Genomic DNA, 16412 nt, shown 5'->3' with positions numbered 1-16412 from the left:
GTGCCACTCATTTCCTGTAGGGCGGCCGGGCGGCGATCCGCTTCAGCCGCGACAACGGTGAATGACTCGCCAAGTCTCTTGAGCTCACCACCGCATTCGCGGCCGAGGCCGCTCCTACAAAGTCAGGGAGATGCGCGGCAGCGTAGCGGCTATCAGCGAAGGGGGGCCACAAGACACCGCCGACACCTCAAGGCCGTCGCGTATGCCGGGCGAGGCGCTCAAGGGCAGAGCGCAGGGCGGGGTTTTCAATGCCGGACGCGGCAGAGCGCAGCGCGTCTGCCGCGTTTGTCGAGAGTTTCTCTGGTGGCGCAAGACCTGCTGCGACCGGCGCAACAGGTTGTACCTTGAACACAATGCGCTCCAGGCCCGTGAACGCTTCGTTCAGCTGCAACTGCCGTAACAGACGGCGTTGCTGATAGCGCAGGCGAGTCGCCCAATGGCCGTCGCTGATGACCAGCAGAAGACAACCCTCGCGGTAGGCCGCGGCCTTGCAGTGCTCGCGTGCCGCCGGCTGAAGTTGGTCTTCCACTAAACGTTGCAAAAGGTCGAGCCTGCCGGCCTGGTCCACCAGTGCACGCAGCGGTTTCTTCTCGCGAAGTAGCGCCGTCGGCGTCTGGGCTGGAGTGGTGCGTGAGGTCATCGGGGCCACCTACGGTGATTGCGCAGGCGATGGTAGCAGATCGTGCCATTCGCCTGATGAAACGGGGCGCGGCAGCGGTGATGGCAGGTTGTCACCCTGCCATGGCCGGTCTTGGCTTTTATCCTTGGCGTTTCCGAGTAGAATGTTCCCCTTTCGCATGCGGCCACCAGGTCGCAGGGACGCCAAGTACGGTCGTCCTCAATCCATTTCGAGTGGAAGTAACTGCCCTTATGTTTGCGCCTTTGTTGAAAAAACTCTTTGGAAGCAAGAACGAGCGCGAGGTCAAGCGGATGACCCGAGCGGTGCAAGCCGTGAACGCGCTGGAAGAGCAAATGGTCGCGCTCAGCGATGACCAGCTGCGCGCCAAGACCGAAGAGTTCAAGGCTCGTGTAGCGAAGGGCGAAACACTCGACAAGTTGTTGCCGGAAGCGTTTGCCGTCGCGCGTGAAGCGGGCAAGCGGGTCATGGGCATGCGTCACTTCGATGTCCAGCTGATCGGCGGTATGGCGCTTCACGAAGGCAAGATCGCCGAGATGCGTACCGGTGAAGGTAAGACGCTGGTGGGTACGTTGGCGGTCTACCTCAATGCGCTATCGGGTAAAGGCGTGCATGTCGTCACGGTGAATGACTACCTGGCGCGTCGTGACGCGAACTGGATGCGTCCGCTGTACGAATTCCTCGGTTTGTCGGTTGGCATCGTCATGCCGTTCCAGGCGCCGGCCGAAAAGCGTGCTGCCTACGCGTCCGACATTACCTACGGTACGAACAACGAATTTGGTTTCGATTACCTGCGCGACAACATGGCGTTCAGCATCGAAGACAAATTTCAGCGTGAGCTCAATTTCGCGGTCGTCGACGAAGTCGACTCGATCCTGATTGACGAGGCGCGTACGCCGTTGATCATTTCCGGGCAAGCCGAAGACAGCTCGAAGCTGTACATGCAGATCAACCAGATCATTCCGCGCCTGCAGTTGCAGGTCGAAGCCGAAGAGGGCGTCGAGGGCAAGGAAGGTCACTACTCGCTCGACGAGAAGACCCGCCAGGTGGAACTCACCGAATCGGGCCACCAGTACATCGAAGACATCCTCACTCAGATGGGCTTGCTCGCTGAAGGTGAGAGCCTGTACTCGTCGCACAACCTCGGTTTGCTGACGCACGTCTACGCCGGTTTGCGCGCGCATAAGCTGTTCCATCGCAACGTCGAGTACATCGTGCAGGATGGCCAGGTCATCCTCATCGACGAACATACGGGCCGTACAATGCAGGGCCGTCGCCTCTCCGAAGGCCTGCATCAGGCGATCGAAGCGAAGGAAGGCGTTCCGATCCAGCCGGAAAGCCAGACGCTTGCGTCCACCACGTTCCAGAACTATTTCCGTCTCTATAGCAAGCTTGCCGGCATGACCGGTACGGCCGACACAGAAGCGTTCGAGTTTCACTCGATCTACAGCCTGGATGTGGTGGTCATCCCGACTCATCGTCCGGTGGCGCGGAAGGACTTCAACGATCTGGTCTATCTGACCCAGGAAGAGAAGTACCAGGCCATCATCGCTGACGTGAAGGACTGCCAGGCGCAAGGGCGTCCGATTCTGGTCGGCACGGCCTCCATCGAAACGTCGGAGTACGTATCGCAGTTGCTGGACAAAGCCGGCATCGAGCACAAGGTACTGAACGCCAAGTATCACGAGAAAGAAGCCGAGATCATCGCTCAGGCTGGCCGGCCAGGTGCAGTGACGCTGGCGACCAACATGGCCGGTCGCGGAACCGACATCCTTCTCGGTGGTAATTGGGAGGTGGAAGTCGCCGCAATCGAATCTCCGACGGATGAGCAGATCGCCGAGATCAAATCGCAGTGGCAGAAACGTCACCAGCAGGTAATCGAGTCGGGTGGCCTGCACGTGATCGCCTCGGAGCGCCACGAATCTCGCCGTATCGACAACCAGTTGCGCGGTCGTGCAGGCCGTCAGGGCGACCCGGGTTCCAGCCGTTTCTACCTGTCCCTCGAAGACAGCTTGATGCGAATCTTCGCGTCTGACCGCGTGAAGAACTTCATGAAGGCGTTGGGCATGCAGTCCGGCGAGGCCATCGAGCATCGCATGGTCACCAACGCGATTGAGAAAGCCCAACGCAAGGTCGAGGGACGCAACTTCGACATCCGTAAGCAATTGCTGGAGTTCGACGACGTTGCGAACGAGCAGCGGAAAGTTATTTACCACATGCGTAACACCCTGCTGGCCGCCGATAACATCGGCGACACCATCAAGGACTTCCGTGAAGAAGTGTTGAAGGCTGCGGTCGACCAACACATCCCCCCACAGTCCATGCCCGAGCAGTGGGATGTGGCAGGCCTCGAAGCGGTGCTTTACAGCGACTTCGGCTTAAAGTTGCCAATCCAGCAGTGGCTGGACGAGGACGACAAGCTGTTCGAAGAAACCCTGCGCGAGAAGATCAGCGAGCAGCTCATCGCCGCGTACGACGAGAAGGAAACCCAGGCTGGCGCCGAGGCACTGCGTTCGTTCGAGAAGCAAATGGTGCTGCGGGTACTCGACGATCTCTGGAAGGATCACCTGTCCACCATGGATCACCTGCGCCACGGGATCCACCTGCGTGGCTATGCGCAGAAGAACCCGAAGCAGGAGTACAAGCGCGAGTCGTTTACGCTGTTCCAGGAATTGCTGGATTCGATCAAACGCGATTCCATTCGGGTGCTTTCGCATGTCCAAGTGCGTCGGGAAGATCCTGCCGAGGAAGAGGCGCGCATGCGCCGCGAAGCCGAGGAACTGGCTGAACGGATGCAGTTCAAGCACGAAAGTGTGCCCTCCATCGAACAGGCCGAGGCGACGCCTGAGGCGGAGGACAACGTCGCGGTGGCGTCCGCGCCTGTTCGCACGGAGCAGAAGATCGGTCGCAACGAGCTTTGCCCGTGCGGTTCCGGGAAGAAGTACAAGCATTGTCACGGGCAGGTCCAGTAACCCGCTGGCACGCTTTGAATGTCCGATTGTTAATACGCCGCGACGGGTGACCGTCGCGGCGTTTTCGCTAATTGCACGAGGAGTTTTCTGATGGCTGTTGGTCTTGGTCCGTTGCCTACGCTACACCCTGTTCCTGGTTTTGAGCTTGGTATCGCCTCCGCAGGGATCAAGCGTCCTGGGCGCAAGGATATCGTCGTCATGCGCTGTGCCGAAGGCTCGGCCGTGGCGGGGGTGTTCACGCTGAATGCATTCTGCGCGGCGCCGGTCATCATCTCCCGGCAGCGTGTGCACCAAGGGGTGCGTTATCTACTGACCAACACCGGGAATGCCAATGCTGGAACGGGCGAACCCGGTCTAGCTGCAGCGGTGCGCACCTGCGCGAAGCTGGCAGAACTGGCGGGAATCGCCGAAACGTCGGTTTTGCCGTTCTCGACGGGTGTAATTGGTGAACCGCTGCCTGTCGAGAAAATCGAGGCAGCGTTGCCGGACGCGCTGGCGGACCTGAAGCTCGACAATTGGGCCGCGGCGGCCAGTGGCATCATGACCACGGACACGCTGCCCAAAGGCGCAAGCCGTCAGTTTGACCATGACGGCGTGACGGTTACGGTCACCGGCATTAGTAAAGGGGCGGGGATGATCCGGCCGAACATGGCCACCATGCTGGGCTACATTGCGACTGACGCCAAGGTCGATCCAAAGGTGCTGCAAGACCTCATGGGTGACGCAGCGAACAAGTCCTTCAATCGCATCACCATTGATGGCGATACCTCGACCAACGATTGCTGCATGCTCGTGGCGACCGGCCAGGCTGAGTTGCCAGTCATCGATCAGGCCGGCGGTGAATTGTTCACCAAGCTCCGGGAAGCGGTGCTCGACGTCTCAATGGAACTGGCCCAGGCCATCGTTCGCGACGGTGAGGGTGCGACCAAGTTCGTCACGGTCGAAGTCAATGGCGGCGGCCGCTACCAGGAATGCCTGGACGTTGGCTATGCCGTGGCCCATTCGCCACTGATCAAGACCGCATTGTTCGCATCCGATCCAAACTGGGGGCGCATCTTGGCCGCAGTCGGCCGCGCCGGTGTGCCTGACCTGGATGTGTCGAAGATCGATGTGTACCTCGGCGACGTGTGTATCGCCAGCAAGGGTGGCCGCTCCGCGAGTTATACCGAAGCGCAGGGTGCGGCCGTCATGGCGCAGGATGAGATCAGCATTCGGATCGAGCTGGGCCGCGGGCAATGCAGCGAAACGATCTGGACGACGGATCTCTCTCACGAGTACGTGAAGATCAACGCCGAGTACCGTACCTGATACCGCCTGATGCGATTCCGCGCGCTCATACGCACATGAGCACGTGGAATTGCCAATAGTCGAGTCCTGTTCGAGGATACCGCGGACACGGAGAACAGGAGGTTTGGCCTATGTCGCTCGTACTTTGCATCGGAAACCGCAACTACTCGTCCTGGTCGCTGCGCGCCTGGCTCGCCATGAAACTCTCAGGCGCCGCTTGCGAGACGCTTCGCATCCCGCTCTACCAGGCCGATAGCCGGGCCCGACTCCTTCAGGCATCGCCTACGGGTAAAGTGCCGGCCTTGCGCTCACCTCACGGCGTCATTTGGGACTCGCTCGCGATCGTCGAGTATCTGGCCGATACTCATCCGGACGCGAAATTATGGCCCGAGGATGTGGCGGCGCGGGCATTCGCGCGCGCCATGTGCGCGGAAATGCACAGCGGTTTTGCCGCGTTGCGCTCGGCGTTGCCAATGGATATGCGGCGCGACGCCGCCCCGGTCTCCTTGGAACCGTCGGTGCAAGCTGATATCGAGCGCATCTGCACGTTATGGCGTGAATGCCTGGACCGCTTCGGTGGAGACGGTCCGTTTTTGTTTGGAATGCCAAGCGCAGCGGACGCCTTCTATGCGCCGGTCGCCAGTCGTTTGCTGAGTTATCGGGTCGAGTTGCCGGACCCTGCACGTGCCTACGTTCAAACGATCCGCGAATGGCCGGCGTTCGTCGAATGGCGTGATGCCGCCTTGGTAGAGAAAGAGGTTATCGAAGCATGAAACGTATCCATGTCGCCGCTGCGGTTATACGCCGAGCCGATGGCCATGTTCTGATCGCCAAGCGGTCGTTGGATCGGCATCAGGGTGGCCTTTGGGAGTTTCCGGGTGGGAAGGTCGAAGAGGGCGAGGCGGTTCGCGACGCGCTGGCGCGAGAGCTGGCAGAAGAGCTCTCGATCCAGGTGACCGATGCGCGTCCGCTGATTCAGATTCAACATGACTATCCGGATAAGCAAGTATTGCTGGATGTCTGGGCAGTGGACGCCTTCACCGGAGAGCCCGAAGGCCTCGAAGGGCAGCCGCTGGCCTGGGTGATGCCGAAGCAGCTGGTGGAATACGACTTCCCGGCGGCGAACGGGCCGATCGTATCGGCTGCGCGCCTGCCAGATCGCTATTTGGTTACGCCTGACGATCTGGAGCCGCGTGATCTTCTCAACGGTATTCACCGGGCGATCACGGGCGGTATCCAGCTGATCCAGCTACGCGCGCCCAACATGTTCGATCCACAGTACCGAGATCTGGCGAACGATATTCAGGGGTTGTGTGCGGGAAAAGCGCAGCTGATGCTTAAGGGGCCGCTGGAATGGCTTGGCGACTTTCCTGCTGCGGGCTGGCACCTCACCGCAGAACAATTGCGCAAGTACGCGGATAAGGGCCGTCCCTTTCCGCCGGATCGTTGGCTGGCCGCGTCTTGCCACACGGCGGAGGAGCTTGAACTGGCGATCCGGATCGGCGCGGATTTCGTGACTTTGTCACCGGTACAGCTGACACAGACCCATCCCGATGCCGCGCCTTTGGGGTGGGAAAAGGCCGCAGAGCTCATCCGTGGATTCAATGCACCGGTCTATCTTCTCGGAGGGATGGCAGCGGACGATGTGCAAAGGGCTTGGTCCGCAGGAGGGCAGGGGATCGCGGCGATTCGGGCGCTTTGGCCGGACCCGTAACGGTCGACTGTTTTGTCCGATGTCCTGCTTGCGATCGCTAGGCGACTGAAGCGGACGGCCGCCACGTCGCCGCCCTTACAGGTGTTTAGTGTGTGTTTGAAAGCGGCGCGCGGATGCGGTTGATCGAGCAGTGCAGGCGTGCCGTCCGGGGGATGCGCTAGCTTAAGTAGTGTTAACAGGCCTTAACCCAGATGCACCGGCGCAGGTGGCCCGACGAACGTCGACCACCGCCGGTCGAGGACCTGCTGTTTGAGCACTTCGATGATGTCCACCAGCAGCGCTTCCAACGCGAGGTCGGTATCGTCGTCTTGGTAAAGCCAGGCCTCGAAGAACTCATCGGTTAGCCGGTTGGCCAGCCCCCTGAATTGTTCGCCTTGAATACCACTGACGCCGCTGTGCACGAGTTTTACGATGATGTCCGACAGTGCGGCGTCGAGCGTATCGGCGACCTTGCCGCCAAGGGGAAGCCGACGCAGGTTGCGTAGCTCGGCGTTGTCCGCGAGCGCTTGGTGAATCAGGTCGCCGACATAGCGCTCGATGGCGGGACGATTGCCGAGGTATCCCTGCGTCACCATCGCGCTCAACCGTCGATCCAGATCCTTCAGTACGCGTTCCTTGCGCGGGCGAATTACACCGTTCACGAGGCGACGTGCCAGGTCGTCGCTGCTGCCGATTTCCTGCTGCATGCGTGAGAACAGCTTGATCATCACACGATCGGACAGCTCCTCCAGCAGCAGTTGCCAGTAGCGATCCACAAATTGATAAATCGCCCAGTTGCGTACATCTATGAGACCAAGACGCTGCAAGCGGATCAAAAGGCTCACTACGCGCAGCGCACGCAGGATGCGGAATCCGCCCAGTGGGATGCACCCCAGGACGTCGTACCAATGCACGAACGGATAGTGATACCAGCGGCTATAGCGCCGCTCGGCGATGGCGAGGGTCCAGCCGATCAACACGTCTAAGACGAATATGGCGACGAACGCCAAGTCGATCAGAATGAAGTTCGAGTGCACCCGCTCGGCATAGAACGCGTGGAACGTCGGAGAAATGACTTTGACTAGATCGCCTATGGGGCCGAGCGCGAAGAGGGTGTCGAACAAAATCAACGCGAGGTTCACGCAGACGAGCAGGACGATGAAGCCTTCCCAGACGGCGTGCAGCCCGTCGCGTGGATTCTGCGTCCTGCGGTTCATGCGGGGCGAGGCGCTGCTTGCCACAAGGTTTCCTCGATACTCTGCCGGCGAGCGATCAGCCGGGCGCCCACGAACAACAAATCGGACAAGCGATTGAGGTACGCCAAGAGTTCGGCCCGCAGCGGCTCGTCACGATGGAGTGTCTGGCAGCGCCGTTCTGCGGTACGCGCGACGCTGCGGCAAAGATGCGCCTGGGCGATTGCGCGCGATCCGGCCGGCAGGATGAAGTTTTCGAGCGGGCCCAATTCGTCGTTCCAGTGATCAATGAGCACTTCCAGCCGGCCGATTTCCGGCCCCTGCAACGCCGCGTAGTCCGGCATGGCCAGTTCTCCCCCCACGTCGAACAGGCGGTGTTGGCAAGGAGCCAGGGCATCGATGATCGCCTGGAGGCCAGGGTAAGCGGATCGCTGCGCGTCTAGCTCTGCCAGCAGCACACCGAGGGCGCTGTTCAAGGTGTCCACCTCGCCGATCGCTTCGATGCGCGGATGGTCCTTCGCCACGCGCTGCCCATCGGCAAGCCCGGTCTGGCCTGCGTCGCCGGTGCGGGTGTAGATCTTCGACAGTCGATTGCCCATTAGTTACGACTCCGGCGTGGTATCCGCGGTCATCAGGGGCAGGCGCAGGGTGAAGCAGGTGCCCTGGCCGGGCTTGGATTGCACTTCCATCTGCCCCTTGTGATTGTTGGTGATGATGAAATACGACACCGACAAGCCAAGCCCGGTGCCCTGGCCCACCTCTTTGGTGGTGAAAAAGGGCTCGAAGATACGCTTGCGAACATCGTCTGGCATGCCAATGCCGTTGTCGGAAATCTGGATTTCCGCCCACGGCGGGCTCAAGCGCGTACGGATTAGAATATGGCCCTGTTCGCCTTCTTCTTCATCGTTACGCAGGTGGATCGCCTGGGCGGCATTCTTCAGCAGGTTTAGCAGGACCTGCTCGATCTCATTGGGAATGGCGTGAATGGGGCCAAGGCGGTCGTCGAATTGCCGCTCGATGTGCATGCCCTTGAAGTCGAAACCGTCCGCCAGATCGAAATCGTTGCCGGCGATCTCCAGGGCCTGATCGATGAGATTGGGCAAGAGGCATTCATTCATCGTGCGATTGCTGCGGCGGCTGAAGGCGAGCATGTGCGTGACGATTTTCGCCGCGCGCTGGCCTGCACTGTGTATGCCTTCGAGCAAGCGAGGTACTTCGCGAATTTCGAGATAGGCGTTCACCTGCTCCAGTGGGACACCCACCTCGGCGGCTTGCTCGGTGTTTTTCGCCAGGTCCGTGGACAGTCGGCGACGAATGTTCTGGACGTTATGCAGAATCGCACCAAGTGGGTTGTTGATCTCATGCGCCATACCCGCCGCCAGGCTGCCAACCGACAGCATCTTCTCGGACTGCACCATGACCTCTTCGAGGGCCAGCCGCTGGGTGATGTCATCGATACGAATCACGATGCCGCGACCGATGCTGCCCATCAGCGGGAAGAACGTCAGCGCATAGTGGTGCACCTCGCTGTCGTGCAGCCAGGACACCCGTTCGATGACCTGCACCTGCTGGTTTTCCGCCGCTTTGCGTAGGTGCGCGAGGTAGGGCTTGAGGTGCGGGAAGGCTAGGAAGATCGGTTGGCTGAGCGCGTCGTCCATGGACGTGCCGGAAAGCGAGCTCGCCTCTTTATTCCATTGCGTGACGTAGAGCTCGTCATCCAAGGCGATCAGCGCAGACGGCATTGAGTCGATGATGCTGTTCAAGTAGTTCTGAAAGCCGGTCAGCTTCTTCTCGATCTTGCTACGCACCTGCACTTCAAGCTCGAGCTTGCGATTACTCCGGTTGGTTTCTTCGGTGAGGTTGTGCGCTTGATCCAGCGCATTCTGCGCATCATCTCGGGCGCGCTTGAGCTGCTGCTCCCGGGCCTCGATGCGCATGAGCATCGTGTTGAAGGCGTCGGCCAGCGTACCGATTTCATCGCGATTGCCACGCCTCGCCCGCAAAGCGTAATTCTCTTCACGCGTGACCTGCCGGGATAGTTCTTCCAGCCGGCGAATCGGCCGTGTCACCAGGCGGCGAATCTGCCGGGCAATGAGCAGCCAGAACAGGACGCTGAACGCGAGGATGACCAAACTTGCCGTTAAGGTTCCGGTATAGAACGCACTCGGCAATTCGCTGGACGCCACCAGCAGCAAATGCCCCCTGACCAACCCATCCGGCCCGCTCAATTCGATCAACTGGCTGGTCCGAAACTCTCGCAGTCGCCAGCGCTCCAGAAACACCATCTCCTCGGGGACGCTGAGCTTTTCGCCTTTCTGCAGTTGCGCCAGCATCATGCCCTGGTCGTCATAAATGGCGGCGGCGCGTAATGGGGTGTAGCCCTCGAGGCGCTCAAGCAGGGCATCGGCCTGCTCCTTTGAGGCGAGCGCCTGGCTGCTGAGCGGTGGCGTCGCGATCAGGCGGCCCAGTGTCTGCAAGGCTTGCGGGGCAACGCTCTCCTGAGAGATCCAATAGGCAGCACTGATAAACGTGAAATTCGCCACCAGCAGTACGGCCGCCAGTAATACCAGCATGGCCGCGAGCAGCTTTTGGCCGACGGGCAGGTTTTCGAGGTGCTGGCGCAGTGGCATGAGGGCTACCGGTACAGACGGAGGCGCAGGTTAACGTGCCCGTCAGTCCACGGGCAATCCGCGTACGGCGAGGTGGTGGCGCAAACGCTCATGAAGATTCTGCAGTGCTGGCAGCGCGAGGTGTCGCCGTTGAGCATCCGTGCAGGCATAGCCGAGCAGATAGGCGATCTCGGTACGCCGCGCTGCCCGGACGTCTTGCAGCATCGAACTAAGGTTATGTGCAGTGGCGGTGATGACGCGTTGGGTTTCAGCAAGTAAGTCTTCAGGCGTTCCTGGCACACCATTGGCGTTCAGAAGGACGCTTAGTTCGGCGCACACCGGCTCGAGCTCATCGGTAGAGGTCGCCAACTGTCCGTTCGTGCAATCGTGCAGTACGGTGAGCGGGTTGATGGCGCAATTGAGCGCGAGCTTGCGCCATAGGCGTGTGGCGATGTCGTCCGTCCAGGCGTTCGGAATGTTGGCAGCATCGAGCTCTTCGAGCCATGACGGGGGAGATTCGTGGTGAGTCAACGCCCCTATCCAATTCTGGCCTGCACCTGCAGCCTGGATGTGAAACGCAGAACGACGAAACGCGCCCTCGGTGCTGGAGACGGCCAGGCAATGCGCGTGGTCCAGGACACTTGCCACCGCATGCTGGCTGCCTAGACCATTCTGCAATAGCAGGACGTCCGCACCTGTCTGAACGTATGGCTTCAAGTCTAGAGCGGCAGGTACCGCGTCGTAGGCTTTGCAGGCAAGCAGCAGGCGGCGTATCGGTGGCGCGTCGGCGAGCGTGCACGCGGGTATGGGCAGGCTGACGGCGCGCTCGGCGCTCGTGAGGCTGAGACCACTCGCTTCCTGATAAGCGGCCAGCCGCACCTGATCGCGCAGAATCAAGCACACCGGTAGCCCGGCGCCATACAGCCGAGCGGCCCATAGCCCGCCGAGACTACCCGCGCCAAGCACGTACCAGATGGATTGGGAAGCAGGTGGGGATGGTGGTGAGGCGGGCGCAGTATTCATACGCTTCGTTATAATGACCGACCATTCGCAGCGTCAAGGCGGACGCCAGGCTCTCGCACCTCCGTTGCACTAGGTGCGAACCGATGGCCGACCGCGTGACTCAATAATCTCTGTGCCATCGCCGTATGGCCTTCTCATCGCTTATCCCGGAGGATCCAATGCCCTCGTTCGACGTAGTGTCCGAGCTGGACAAACACGAAGTCACCAATGCCGTGGACAATGCCATCAAGGAGCTCGACCGTCGCTTCGACCTGAAGGGCAAATGCAGCATCGAGCACAAGGAAAAGACGCTCACGCTGACCGCCGAGGCCGACTTCATGCTGGAGCAGATGCTGGACATCATTCGCAGCAACCTGATCAAGCGCAAGATCGACATTCAGTGCATGGAGCTCAAGGACCCGTATCCGTCCGGCAAGGTCGTCAAGCAGGACGTCGAGCTGCGTGAGGGTATCGACAAGGAGCTGGCGAAGAAGATCGTCGCGCAGATCAAGGAAGGGAAGCTCAAGGTGCAGGCCGCCATCCAGGGCGAACAAGTGCGTGTGACTGGCAAGAAGCGTGATGACCTGCAGGAGGCGATTGCCCTGCTGCGCAGCAAAGAGCAAGGCATGCCGCTGCAGTTCAATAACTTCCGCGATTGAGACAGCACGCCGGTGCCGCCGGCTGCCTGACATGTTTTACGTTTTACCTGTGGAGAGAATGAATGGACTTTAATTACGACGAGATCATCCGGACGTCCGAAGCGTGGTTGCCGGTGATATTGCACTATGCCGGTCAGCTGACATTGGCAATCATCACGCTGATGATCGGCTGGTGGCTGATCAACAAGCTCATGGGCAAGATCACCGGGCTGCTGCGCGGACGCGCGATTGACCAGACCCTCATCGGCTTTGCATCGGCCATCGTCGGGGTCGCGCTGAAGATCATGCTGGCGATCAGCGTCGCGTCGATGATCGGTGTCGAAACGACCTCGTTCATTGCAGCAATCGGTGCTGCAGGTCTGGCAGTGGGTCTCGCCCTTCAAGGCAGCCTGTCGAACTTTGCGGGTGGTGTATTGATCCTGCTGTTCAAGCCCTTCCGGCAGGGCGATTGGATCGAGGCACAAGGCATTTCCGGCACGGTCATGTCGATCCACATCTTTCACACGACCATCAAGAGTGGCGACGCCAAGATCATCATGATGCCGAATGGAAGCCTCTCCAACGGCACGGTGATCAATTACAACCGCGAGCCTTTCCGCCGCGGTGAACTTGCGATCGGGATTGGCTACGACAGCGATATCAAGAAAGCACGGGAAGTCCTGCTGGACATCGCCAAGGACCCACGCGTACTGAAAGAGCCTGCTGAGCCTATGGTTGTCGTTACGGCTCTGGGCGATAACGCCGTGAATCTTGCGTTTCGCTTCTGGACCGCCACGGGTGATCTGTGGCCCGTTACCTTCGATTTCCTCGAATTGGCCAAGGAGCGTTTGACCGAGGCCGGGATCGAGATTCCGTATCCGCAGCGTACGGTGCACCTGGTGCAGAAGTCAGACGCCAAGTAAGTCTGGAAATAAAGAAAAGGTGGGCCTAGGCCCACCTTTTTTTCTTCAAGCCCCCGCAACCTCCTACAGGTCCCTGAATGCAGCCAACGCCCGCTGTCGCGTTTCTTTCAGGTCAACGATAGGCGCGGGGTAGTCCCCGGCTTCGAACAAGTCCTTCTGGCCTAAACCGTCGTGGATGCGCTTCGCATCCAGGTCCTTCAATTCCGGTACCCATTCGCGAATGAACGTCCCCTTGGGGTCGAACCGTTGTGACTGGCTCACAGGATTGAAAATGCGGAAATAGGGCACGGAGTCGGTGCCGGTCGACGCGCTCCACTGCCAGCCGCCGTTGTTGGCCGAAAAGTCGCCGTCGATCAGGTGCTGCATGAACCAGCGCTCGCCCTCGCGCCAGTCGATCAGCAAATTCTTGCTGAGGAACATCGCGGTGAGCATGCGCAAACGGTTATGCATCCAGCCCAAGGTTTTGAGCTGGCGCATGGCTGCATCGATGATAGGGATGCCGGTGCGACCTTTCTGCCAGGCGGCCAAGTGTTCGGGGTTGTGCTCCCAGCGCAGCCGTTCCGTGTCAGGTCTGAATGCTCGGCCCATGGAAACACGCGGGTACCCCACCAGGATGTGCTTGTAGAACTCGCGCCATAGCAGTTCATTGATCCAGGTCGTCGTACCGGCCTGGCCGCTGTCGAATTCCCCTTGATTGCTGCCCAATGCCGCATGCAGGCACTGGCGGGGCGAGATCACGCCGGCAGCCAAGTACGCGGACATGCGACTGGTCCCTGGGCGCGACGGTATGTCCCGGCCTTGTTCGTAATCCTCCATCTGTTCATCGACGAATGTCTTGAGCAATTTTCGAGCGGCGTCCTCGCCCGCCGGCCAGTGGTCGCGAATGGTCTTGCCGGGGGCATCGAATCCTTCGATGTGCTTCGGAATCGCATCCGAGCGGATATCGACGGGCGTCTGTTTGCGCGGCTTGGCGACGATGGTCGGCATGGCGGTGTGCAGCCGTTCGTGACAGACCTTGCGGAACTGACTGAAGACCTTAAAGTAGCCGCCGCTTTGCGTCAGCACCGTTCCTGGGCGGAAGAACAGTTGATCGACATGACGGCGTACGTTCACACCCGCTTTTTCCAGCCGTTGTTCGACGGCGTCGTCTCGTCTCGATTCATTGACGCCGTATTCATCATTGAAGTGCAGCGTGCCTACTGCGTGTTGCCTGCATAGTTTTTCCAACTCCGCCGGTACGGCATCCCATTTGTCCGTATGGCGAATCAACAGTGGGACGTTCATCGCCTCTAGCGACTGCCGCAGAGCAGCAAGATTGCGCAGCCAGAAATCGACCTTGCAGGCTGCATCGTCATGTTCATGCCACTGCCCCGGCGTTATCACGTACAGCGCGAGGGTCGGCCCACCCGCCATCGCGGAAGCCAGGGCGTGATTGTCATGGACCCGCAGGTCAGTGCGGAACCAGATCAGCTGGTGCATGGTGACCTCAGTTCTGAATTGCGTTCGATTGGAGGCAGGCAAGCGCTTCGACGGGATCGGATGCCAATAGCAACTTAGGCACCTCCAGCAGCTCACTGCGATAGATATGGGTGACTGCGCCAGCCAATACCAACGGCACCGGGCAGATGGCCGCCGTGCGCGGCAACGTACGCTCCAACTGTCCAGCGTCCAATGCTTGACTGGAATAGAGCAGGACTGCGCTGGGGGAGAGGCGCTCGATCGCAAGCATCAAGTCGGTCACAGGCATAGGCCATTCCAGTATTTCGGAGGAGAGGCCGTTGTTCGCGGCAAGCCACGCACTGAGCCAAACGCCAGGTTCCATCGGTAAGCTGCCCACATTGCAAATGAGCACGGGCGGCTTCTTCGTTTCTCGGTCCTGGGTGTATAGGCGGCTTCCAAGCTTCGTTCGCAACCAGCCCAGGAAAAATACGCGCTCCAGCGTCGCGCCGGGCTGCGTCTTCCAGCGCTCATCCAAGCGGCGAAGAAGTGGTGACAGTAACCGTTGGTAGAGGGTTACCGGCGGATAAAGCCGGGTAGCACGGTTGAACAGGTCTTCGAGGCGACGTTCCGAGAGTTTCTCGGTGGCGGCGATGAACTCGGAGAGCAAGGTGCCCCAGTCGCTTTCTAGCGTTCGCGAGCCAGCACTGCCGTCGTCGAGGAGTCGCTTGACCTGGCCTACCGATACGCCTCTATTGAGCCAAGCCAAAATCGATTGGATGCGCGCAATATGCTCAGATGAGTACAGGCGATGTCCTTTCGGGGTTCGTTTGGGCACGATCAGGCCGTAGCGCCGTTCCCAGGCGCGCAACGTGACTGGGTTTACGCCGGTGCGCTTGGCGACCTCGCGGATCGGCAGCCAGCCTTCGGCCAACGCTTGAGTGAAGTCGGTGGTTTCGTCGTGTTCTGTGTCGCTCATATGGCGTTACGCAGGCTCAAGGGTTCTGGATGGGGTTGTAGGTAAGCCTGATTGGCAACGTATGGGTCCGGATGACGCCGAAAATGGTGCTTAAGCAACGTCATAGGAACGATGAGTGGCACGATGCCCTCGCGGTATTGGGCGATCACGTCCTGCATCTCTTCACGCTCATCTGCATCCAGCACGCGCTTCAAGTAGCCGCTCAAATGCTGCAAGACATTGGTGTGCGTACCGCGTGTCGCGCAGCGTTTCAGCGCGTGCATGAGCCGGCTGAAATACAGCGTTGCGACATTGACAAGCTGCTCTCCCGTCAACTGGCTGCCGAGTAGACGGCCAAGTTCTCGGTATTGCTCAGGGTTGTGCGCCATCAACTGGTATTTGTAACGGGCGTGATAGGCCAGAAGGGCCCTGTGACTAAGCCCGGAAGCAAGCAGCGTTTGCCATTCGTGATACGCGTAGACACGCGTGATGAAGTTTTCGCGCAGTACCGGGTCGTTCAATCGACCGTCTTCTTCCAGCGGCAAGTTAGGGCGCTGCACCTGAATCTCGTGGGTATAGATGCCTTGTCCATTGGTCTCGGCGGGCAATCCGTCATCCTGATAGACCTTTACCCGTTCCAGCCCGCAGGACGGCGATTTCTGCATGAGGATGTAGCCACAGATGTCCTCCAGTTCGTCCGCCATCCGCTTGCCGTACTTCGCGAGCGCATCGGTGTAGTCGTGGGTTTGATCGCTGGAATTCTTCGCCCGCGGACGCGCGGGGTCTCCCACCAAGCGAATGGCTTCTCGCGGCGTGCCCAACCCGATGGCAACCTCGGGACATACCCGAACGAACTCGAAATATTGTTCCAAATCCTGGCAGCGATGCGACCGTTTGTGTCCACCATTGAAGCGCACTTCGTCTCCCAGCAGACAGGCGCTGATGGCGAGTTTCGGTTTCGGGCGAAGGGTTGACGGCTGGGACACGGAAGCCTCCTGTAACTTGTACAGATTCTAAATGCTGTACAAGTTTGACAGATGGCGTGGTGCATTGGTTTTCCAGA

General features: G+C 59.8%; 14 protein-coding genes. 6 read left to right on the top strand and 8 right to left on the bottom strand.

Annotated elements, in window-relative coordinates:
- Positions 1-187: 187 nt before the first annotated feature.
- A complete protein-coding gene (locus IEY47_RS18495) occupies positions 188-640 on the bottom strand; it encodes a DciA family protein (protein ID WP_188985438.1) in 453 nt (150 codons plus the stop codon).
- 230 nt (positions 641-870) lie between these two features.
- Here IEY47_RS18495 and secA point away from each other — a divergent pair, with 230 nt between their 5' ends.
- The 4 genes from secA to IEY47_RS18475 all read left to right on the top strand — a co-directional run bounded on the left by secA (position 871) and on the right by IEY47_RS18475 (position 6610).
- Positions 871-3609 (top strand): preprotein translocase subunit SecA, encoded by a 2739-nt coding sequence (gene secA, locus IEY47_RS18490; RefSeq protein WP_188985437.1) that lies wholly within the window; start codon positions 871-873, stop codon positions 3607-3609.
- Positions 3610-3699: 90 nt separating this feature from the next.
- The gene (gene argJ, locus IEY47_RS18485; protein WP_188985435.1) at positions 3700-4917 is read left to right on the top strand and encodes a bifunctional glutamate N-acetyltransferase/amino-acid acetyltransferase ArgJ; all 1218 of its coding nucleotides are present in this window, start codon (positions 3700-3702) and stop codon (positions 4915-4917) included.
- A gap of 110 nt (positions 4918-5027) precedes the next feature.
- A complete protein-coding gene (locus tag IEY47_RS18480) occupies positions 5028-5669 on the top strand; it encodes a glutathione S-transferase family protein (RefSeq protein WP_188985433.1) in 642 nt (213 codons plus the stop codon).
- On the top strand, positions 5666-6610 hold the full coding sequence (locus IEY47_RS18475; protein WP_188985431.1) for a Nudix family hydrolase: 945 nt from the start codon (positions 5666-5668) through the stop codon (positions 6608-6610). Before IEY47_RS18480 ends, IEY47_RS18475 begins: the two co-directional genes overlap by 4 nt.
- A 182-nt stretch (positions 6611-6792) precedes the next feature.
- On the opposite strand, the gene IEY47_RS18470 is transcribed toward IEY47_RS18475, so the two are convergent.
- The 4 genes from IEY47_RS18470 to IEY47_RS18455 are packed head-to-tail and all read right to left on the bottom strand — an operon-like array spanning position 6793 to position 11414.
- On the bottom strand, positions 6793-7806 hold the full coding sequence (locus IEY47_RS18470) for an ion transporter (RefSeq protein ID WP_188985624.1): 1014 nt from the start codon (positions 7804-7806) through the stop codon (positions 6793-6795).
- A complete protein-coding gene (locus IEY47_RS18465; RefSeq protein WP_188985429.1) occupies positions 7803-8381 on the bottom strand; it encodes a cob(I)yrinic acid a,c-diamide adenosyltransferase in 579 nt (192 codons plus the stop codon). Before IEY47_RS18465 ends, IEY47_RS18470 begins: the two co-directional genes overlap by 4 nt.
- A 3-nt stretch (positions 8382-8384) precedes the next feature.
- A complete protein-coding gene (locus IEY47_RS18460) occupies positions 8385-10412 on the bottom strand; it encodes a sensor histidine kinase (RefSeq protein WP_188985427.1) in 2028 nt (675 codons plus the stop codon).
- Between the two features lie 42 nt (positions 10413-10454).
- Positions 10455-11414, bottom strand: coding sequence for a putative 2-dehydropantoate 2-reductase (locus IEY47_RS18455; protein WP_188985425.1), 960 nt, complete (start codon positions 11412-11414; stop codon positions 10455-10457).
- A gap of 158 nt (positions 11415-11572) precedes the next feature.
- On the opposite strand from IEY47_RS18455, the gene IEY47_RS18450 reads away from it, so the two are divergent.
- Positions 11573-12052: a YajQ family cyclic di-GMP-binding protein gene (locus tag IEY47_RS18450; RefSeq protein ID WP_188985423.1), complete on the top strand. Its 480-nt coding sequence runs from the start codon at positions 11573-11575 to the stop codon at positions 12050-12052.
- Positions 12053-12114: 62 nt separating this feature from the next.
- Positions 12115-12954: a mechanosensitive ion channel family protein gene (locus IEY47_RS18445; protein ID WP_188985421.1), complete on the top strand. Its 840-nt coding sequence runs from the start codon at positions 12115-12117 to the stop codon at positions 12952-12954.
- A gap of 63 nt (positions 12955-13017) precedes the next feature.
- Here IEY47_RS18445 and phrB read toward each other — a convergent pair whose 3' ends face one another.
- Genes phrB through IEY47_RS18430 form a run of 3 tightly spaced genes read right to left on the bottom strand, consistent with a single transcriptional unit; the run spans position 13018 to position 16335 of the window.
- Entirely contained in the window at positions 13018-14433 is a 1416-nt protein-coding gene (gene phrB, locus IEY47_RS18440) for a deoxyribodipyrimidine photo-lyase (RefSeq protein ID WP_188985419.1), read from the bottom strand.
- Between the two features lie 7 nt (positions 14434-14440).
- Positions 14441-15370 carry a MerR family transcriptional regulator gene (locus tag IEY47_RS18435; RefSeq protein WP_188985417.1) on the bottom strand — a complete coding sequence of 310 codons (930 nt, stop codon included), beginning with the start codon at positions 15368-15370 and terminating at the stop codon, positions 14441-14443.
- Positions 15367-16335 carry a YbgA family protein gene (locus tag IEY47_RS18430; RefSeq protein ID WP_188985415.1) on the bottom strand — a complete coding sequence of 323 codons (969 nt, stop codon included), beginning with the start codon at positions 16333-16335 and terminating at the stop codon, positions 15367-15369. The genes IEY47_RS18435 and IEY47_RS18430 overlap by 4 nt, the downstream gene beginning before the upstream one ends.
- Positions 16336-16412 lie beyond the last annotated feature (77 nt).

This window comes from Pseudomonas matsuisoli (assembly GCF_014647635.1).
GTDB lineage: Bacteria > Pseudomonadota > Gammaproteobacteria > Pseudomonadales > Pseudomonadaceae > Pseudomonas_P > Pseudomonas_P matsuisoli.
The sequence above is the reverse complement of the archived record's forward strand: the minus strand, read 5'-3'. Positions and strand labels throughout refer to the sequence as shown.

Excerpts from the sequence above, each read along its gene's own strand:
- IEY47_RS18495 (WP_188985438.1), bottom strand. The coding sequence starts at position 640 with ATGACCTCACGCACCACTCCAGCCCAGACGCCGACGGCGCTACTTCGC.
- secA (WP_188985437.1), top strand. The coding sequence starts at position 871 with ATGTTTGCGCCTTTGTTGAAAAAACTCTTTGGAAGCAAGAACGAGCGC.
- argJ (WP_188985435.1), top strand. The coding sequence starts at position 3,700 with ATGGCTGTTGGTCTTGGTCCGTTGCCTACGCTACACCCTGTTCCTGGT.
- IEY47_RS18480 (WP_188985433.1), top strand. The coding sequence starts at position 5,028 with ATGTCGCTCGTACTTTGCATCGGAAACCGCAACTACTCGTCCTGGTCG.
- IEY47_RS18475 (WP_188985431.1), top strand. The coding sequence starts at position 5,666 with ATGAAACGTATCCATGTCGCCGCTGCGGTTATACGCCGAGCCGATGGC.
- IEY47_RS18470 (WP_188985624.1), bottom strand. The coding sequence starts at position 7,806 with ATGAACCGCAGGACGCAGAATCCACGCGACGGGCTGCACGCCGTCTGG.
- IEY47_RS18465 (WP_188985429.1), bottom strand. The coding sequence starts at position 8,381 with ATGGGCAATCGACTGTCGAAGATCTACACCCGCACCGGCGACGCAGGC.
- IEY47_RS18460 (WP_188985427.1), bottom strand. The coding sequence starts at position 10,412 with ATGCCACTGCGCCAGCACCTCGAAAACCTGCCCGTCGGCCAAAAGCTG.
- IEY47_RS18455 (WP_188985425.1), bottom strand. The coding sequence starts at position 11,414 with ATGAATACTGCGCCCGCCTCACCACCATCCCCACCTGCTTCCCAATCC.
- IEY47_RS18450 (WP_188985423.1), top strand. The coding sequence starts at position 11,573 with ATGCCCTCGTTCGACGTAGTGTCCGAGCTGGACAAACACGAAGTCACC.
- IEY47_RS18445 (WP_188985421.1), top strand. The coding sequence starts at position 12,115 with ATGGACTTTAATTACGACGAGATCATCCGGACGTCCGAAGCGTGGTTG.
- phrB (WP_188985419.1), bottom strand. The coding sequence starts at position 14,433 with ATGCACCAGCTGATCTGGTTCCGCACTGACCTGCGGGTCCATGACAAT.
- IEY47_RS18435 (WP_188985417.1), bottom strand. The coding sequence starts at position 15,370 with ATGAGCGACACAGAACACGACGAAACCACCGACTTCACTCAAGCGTTG.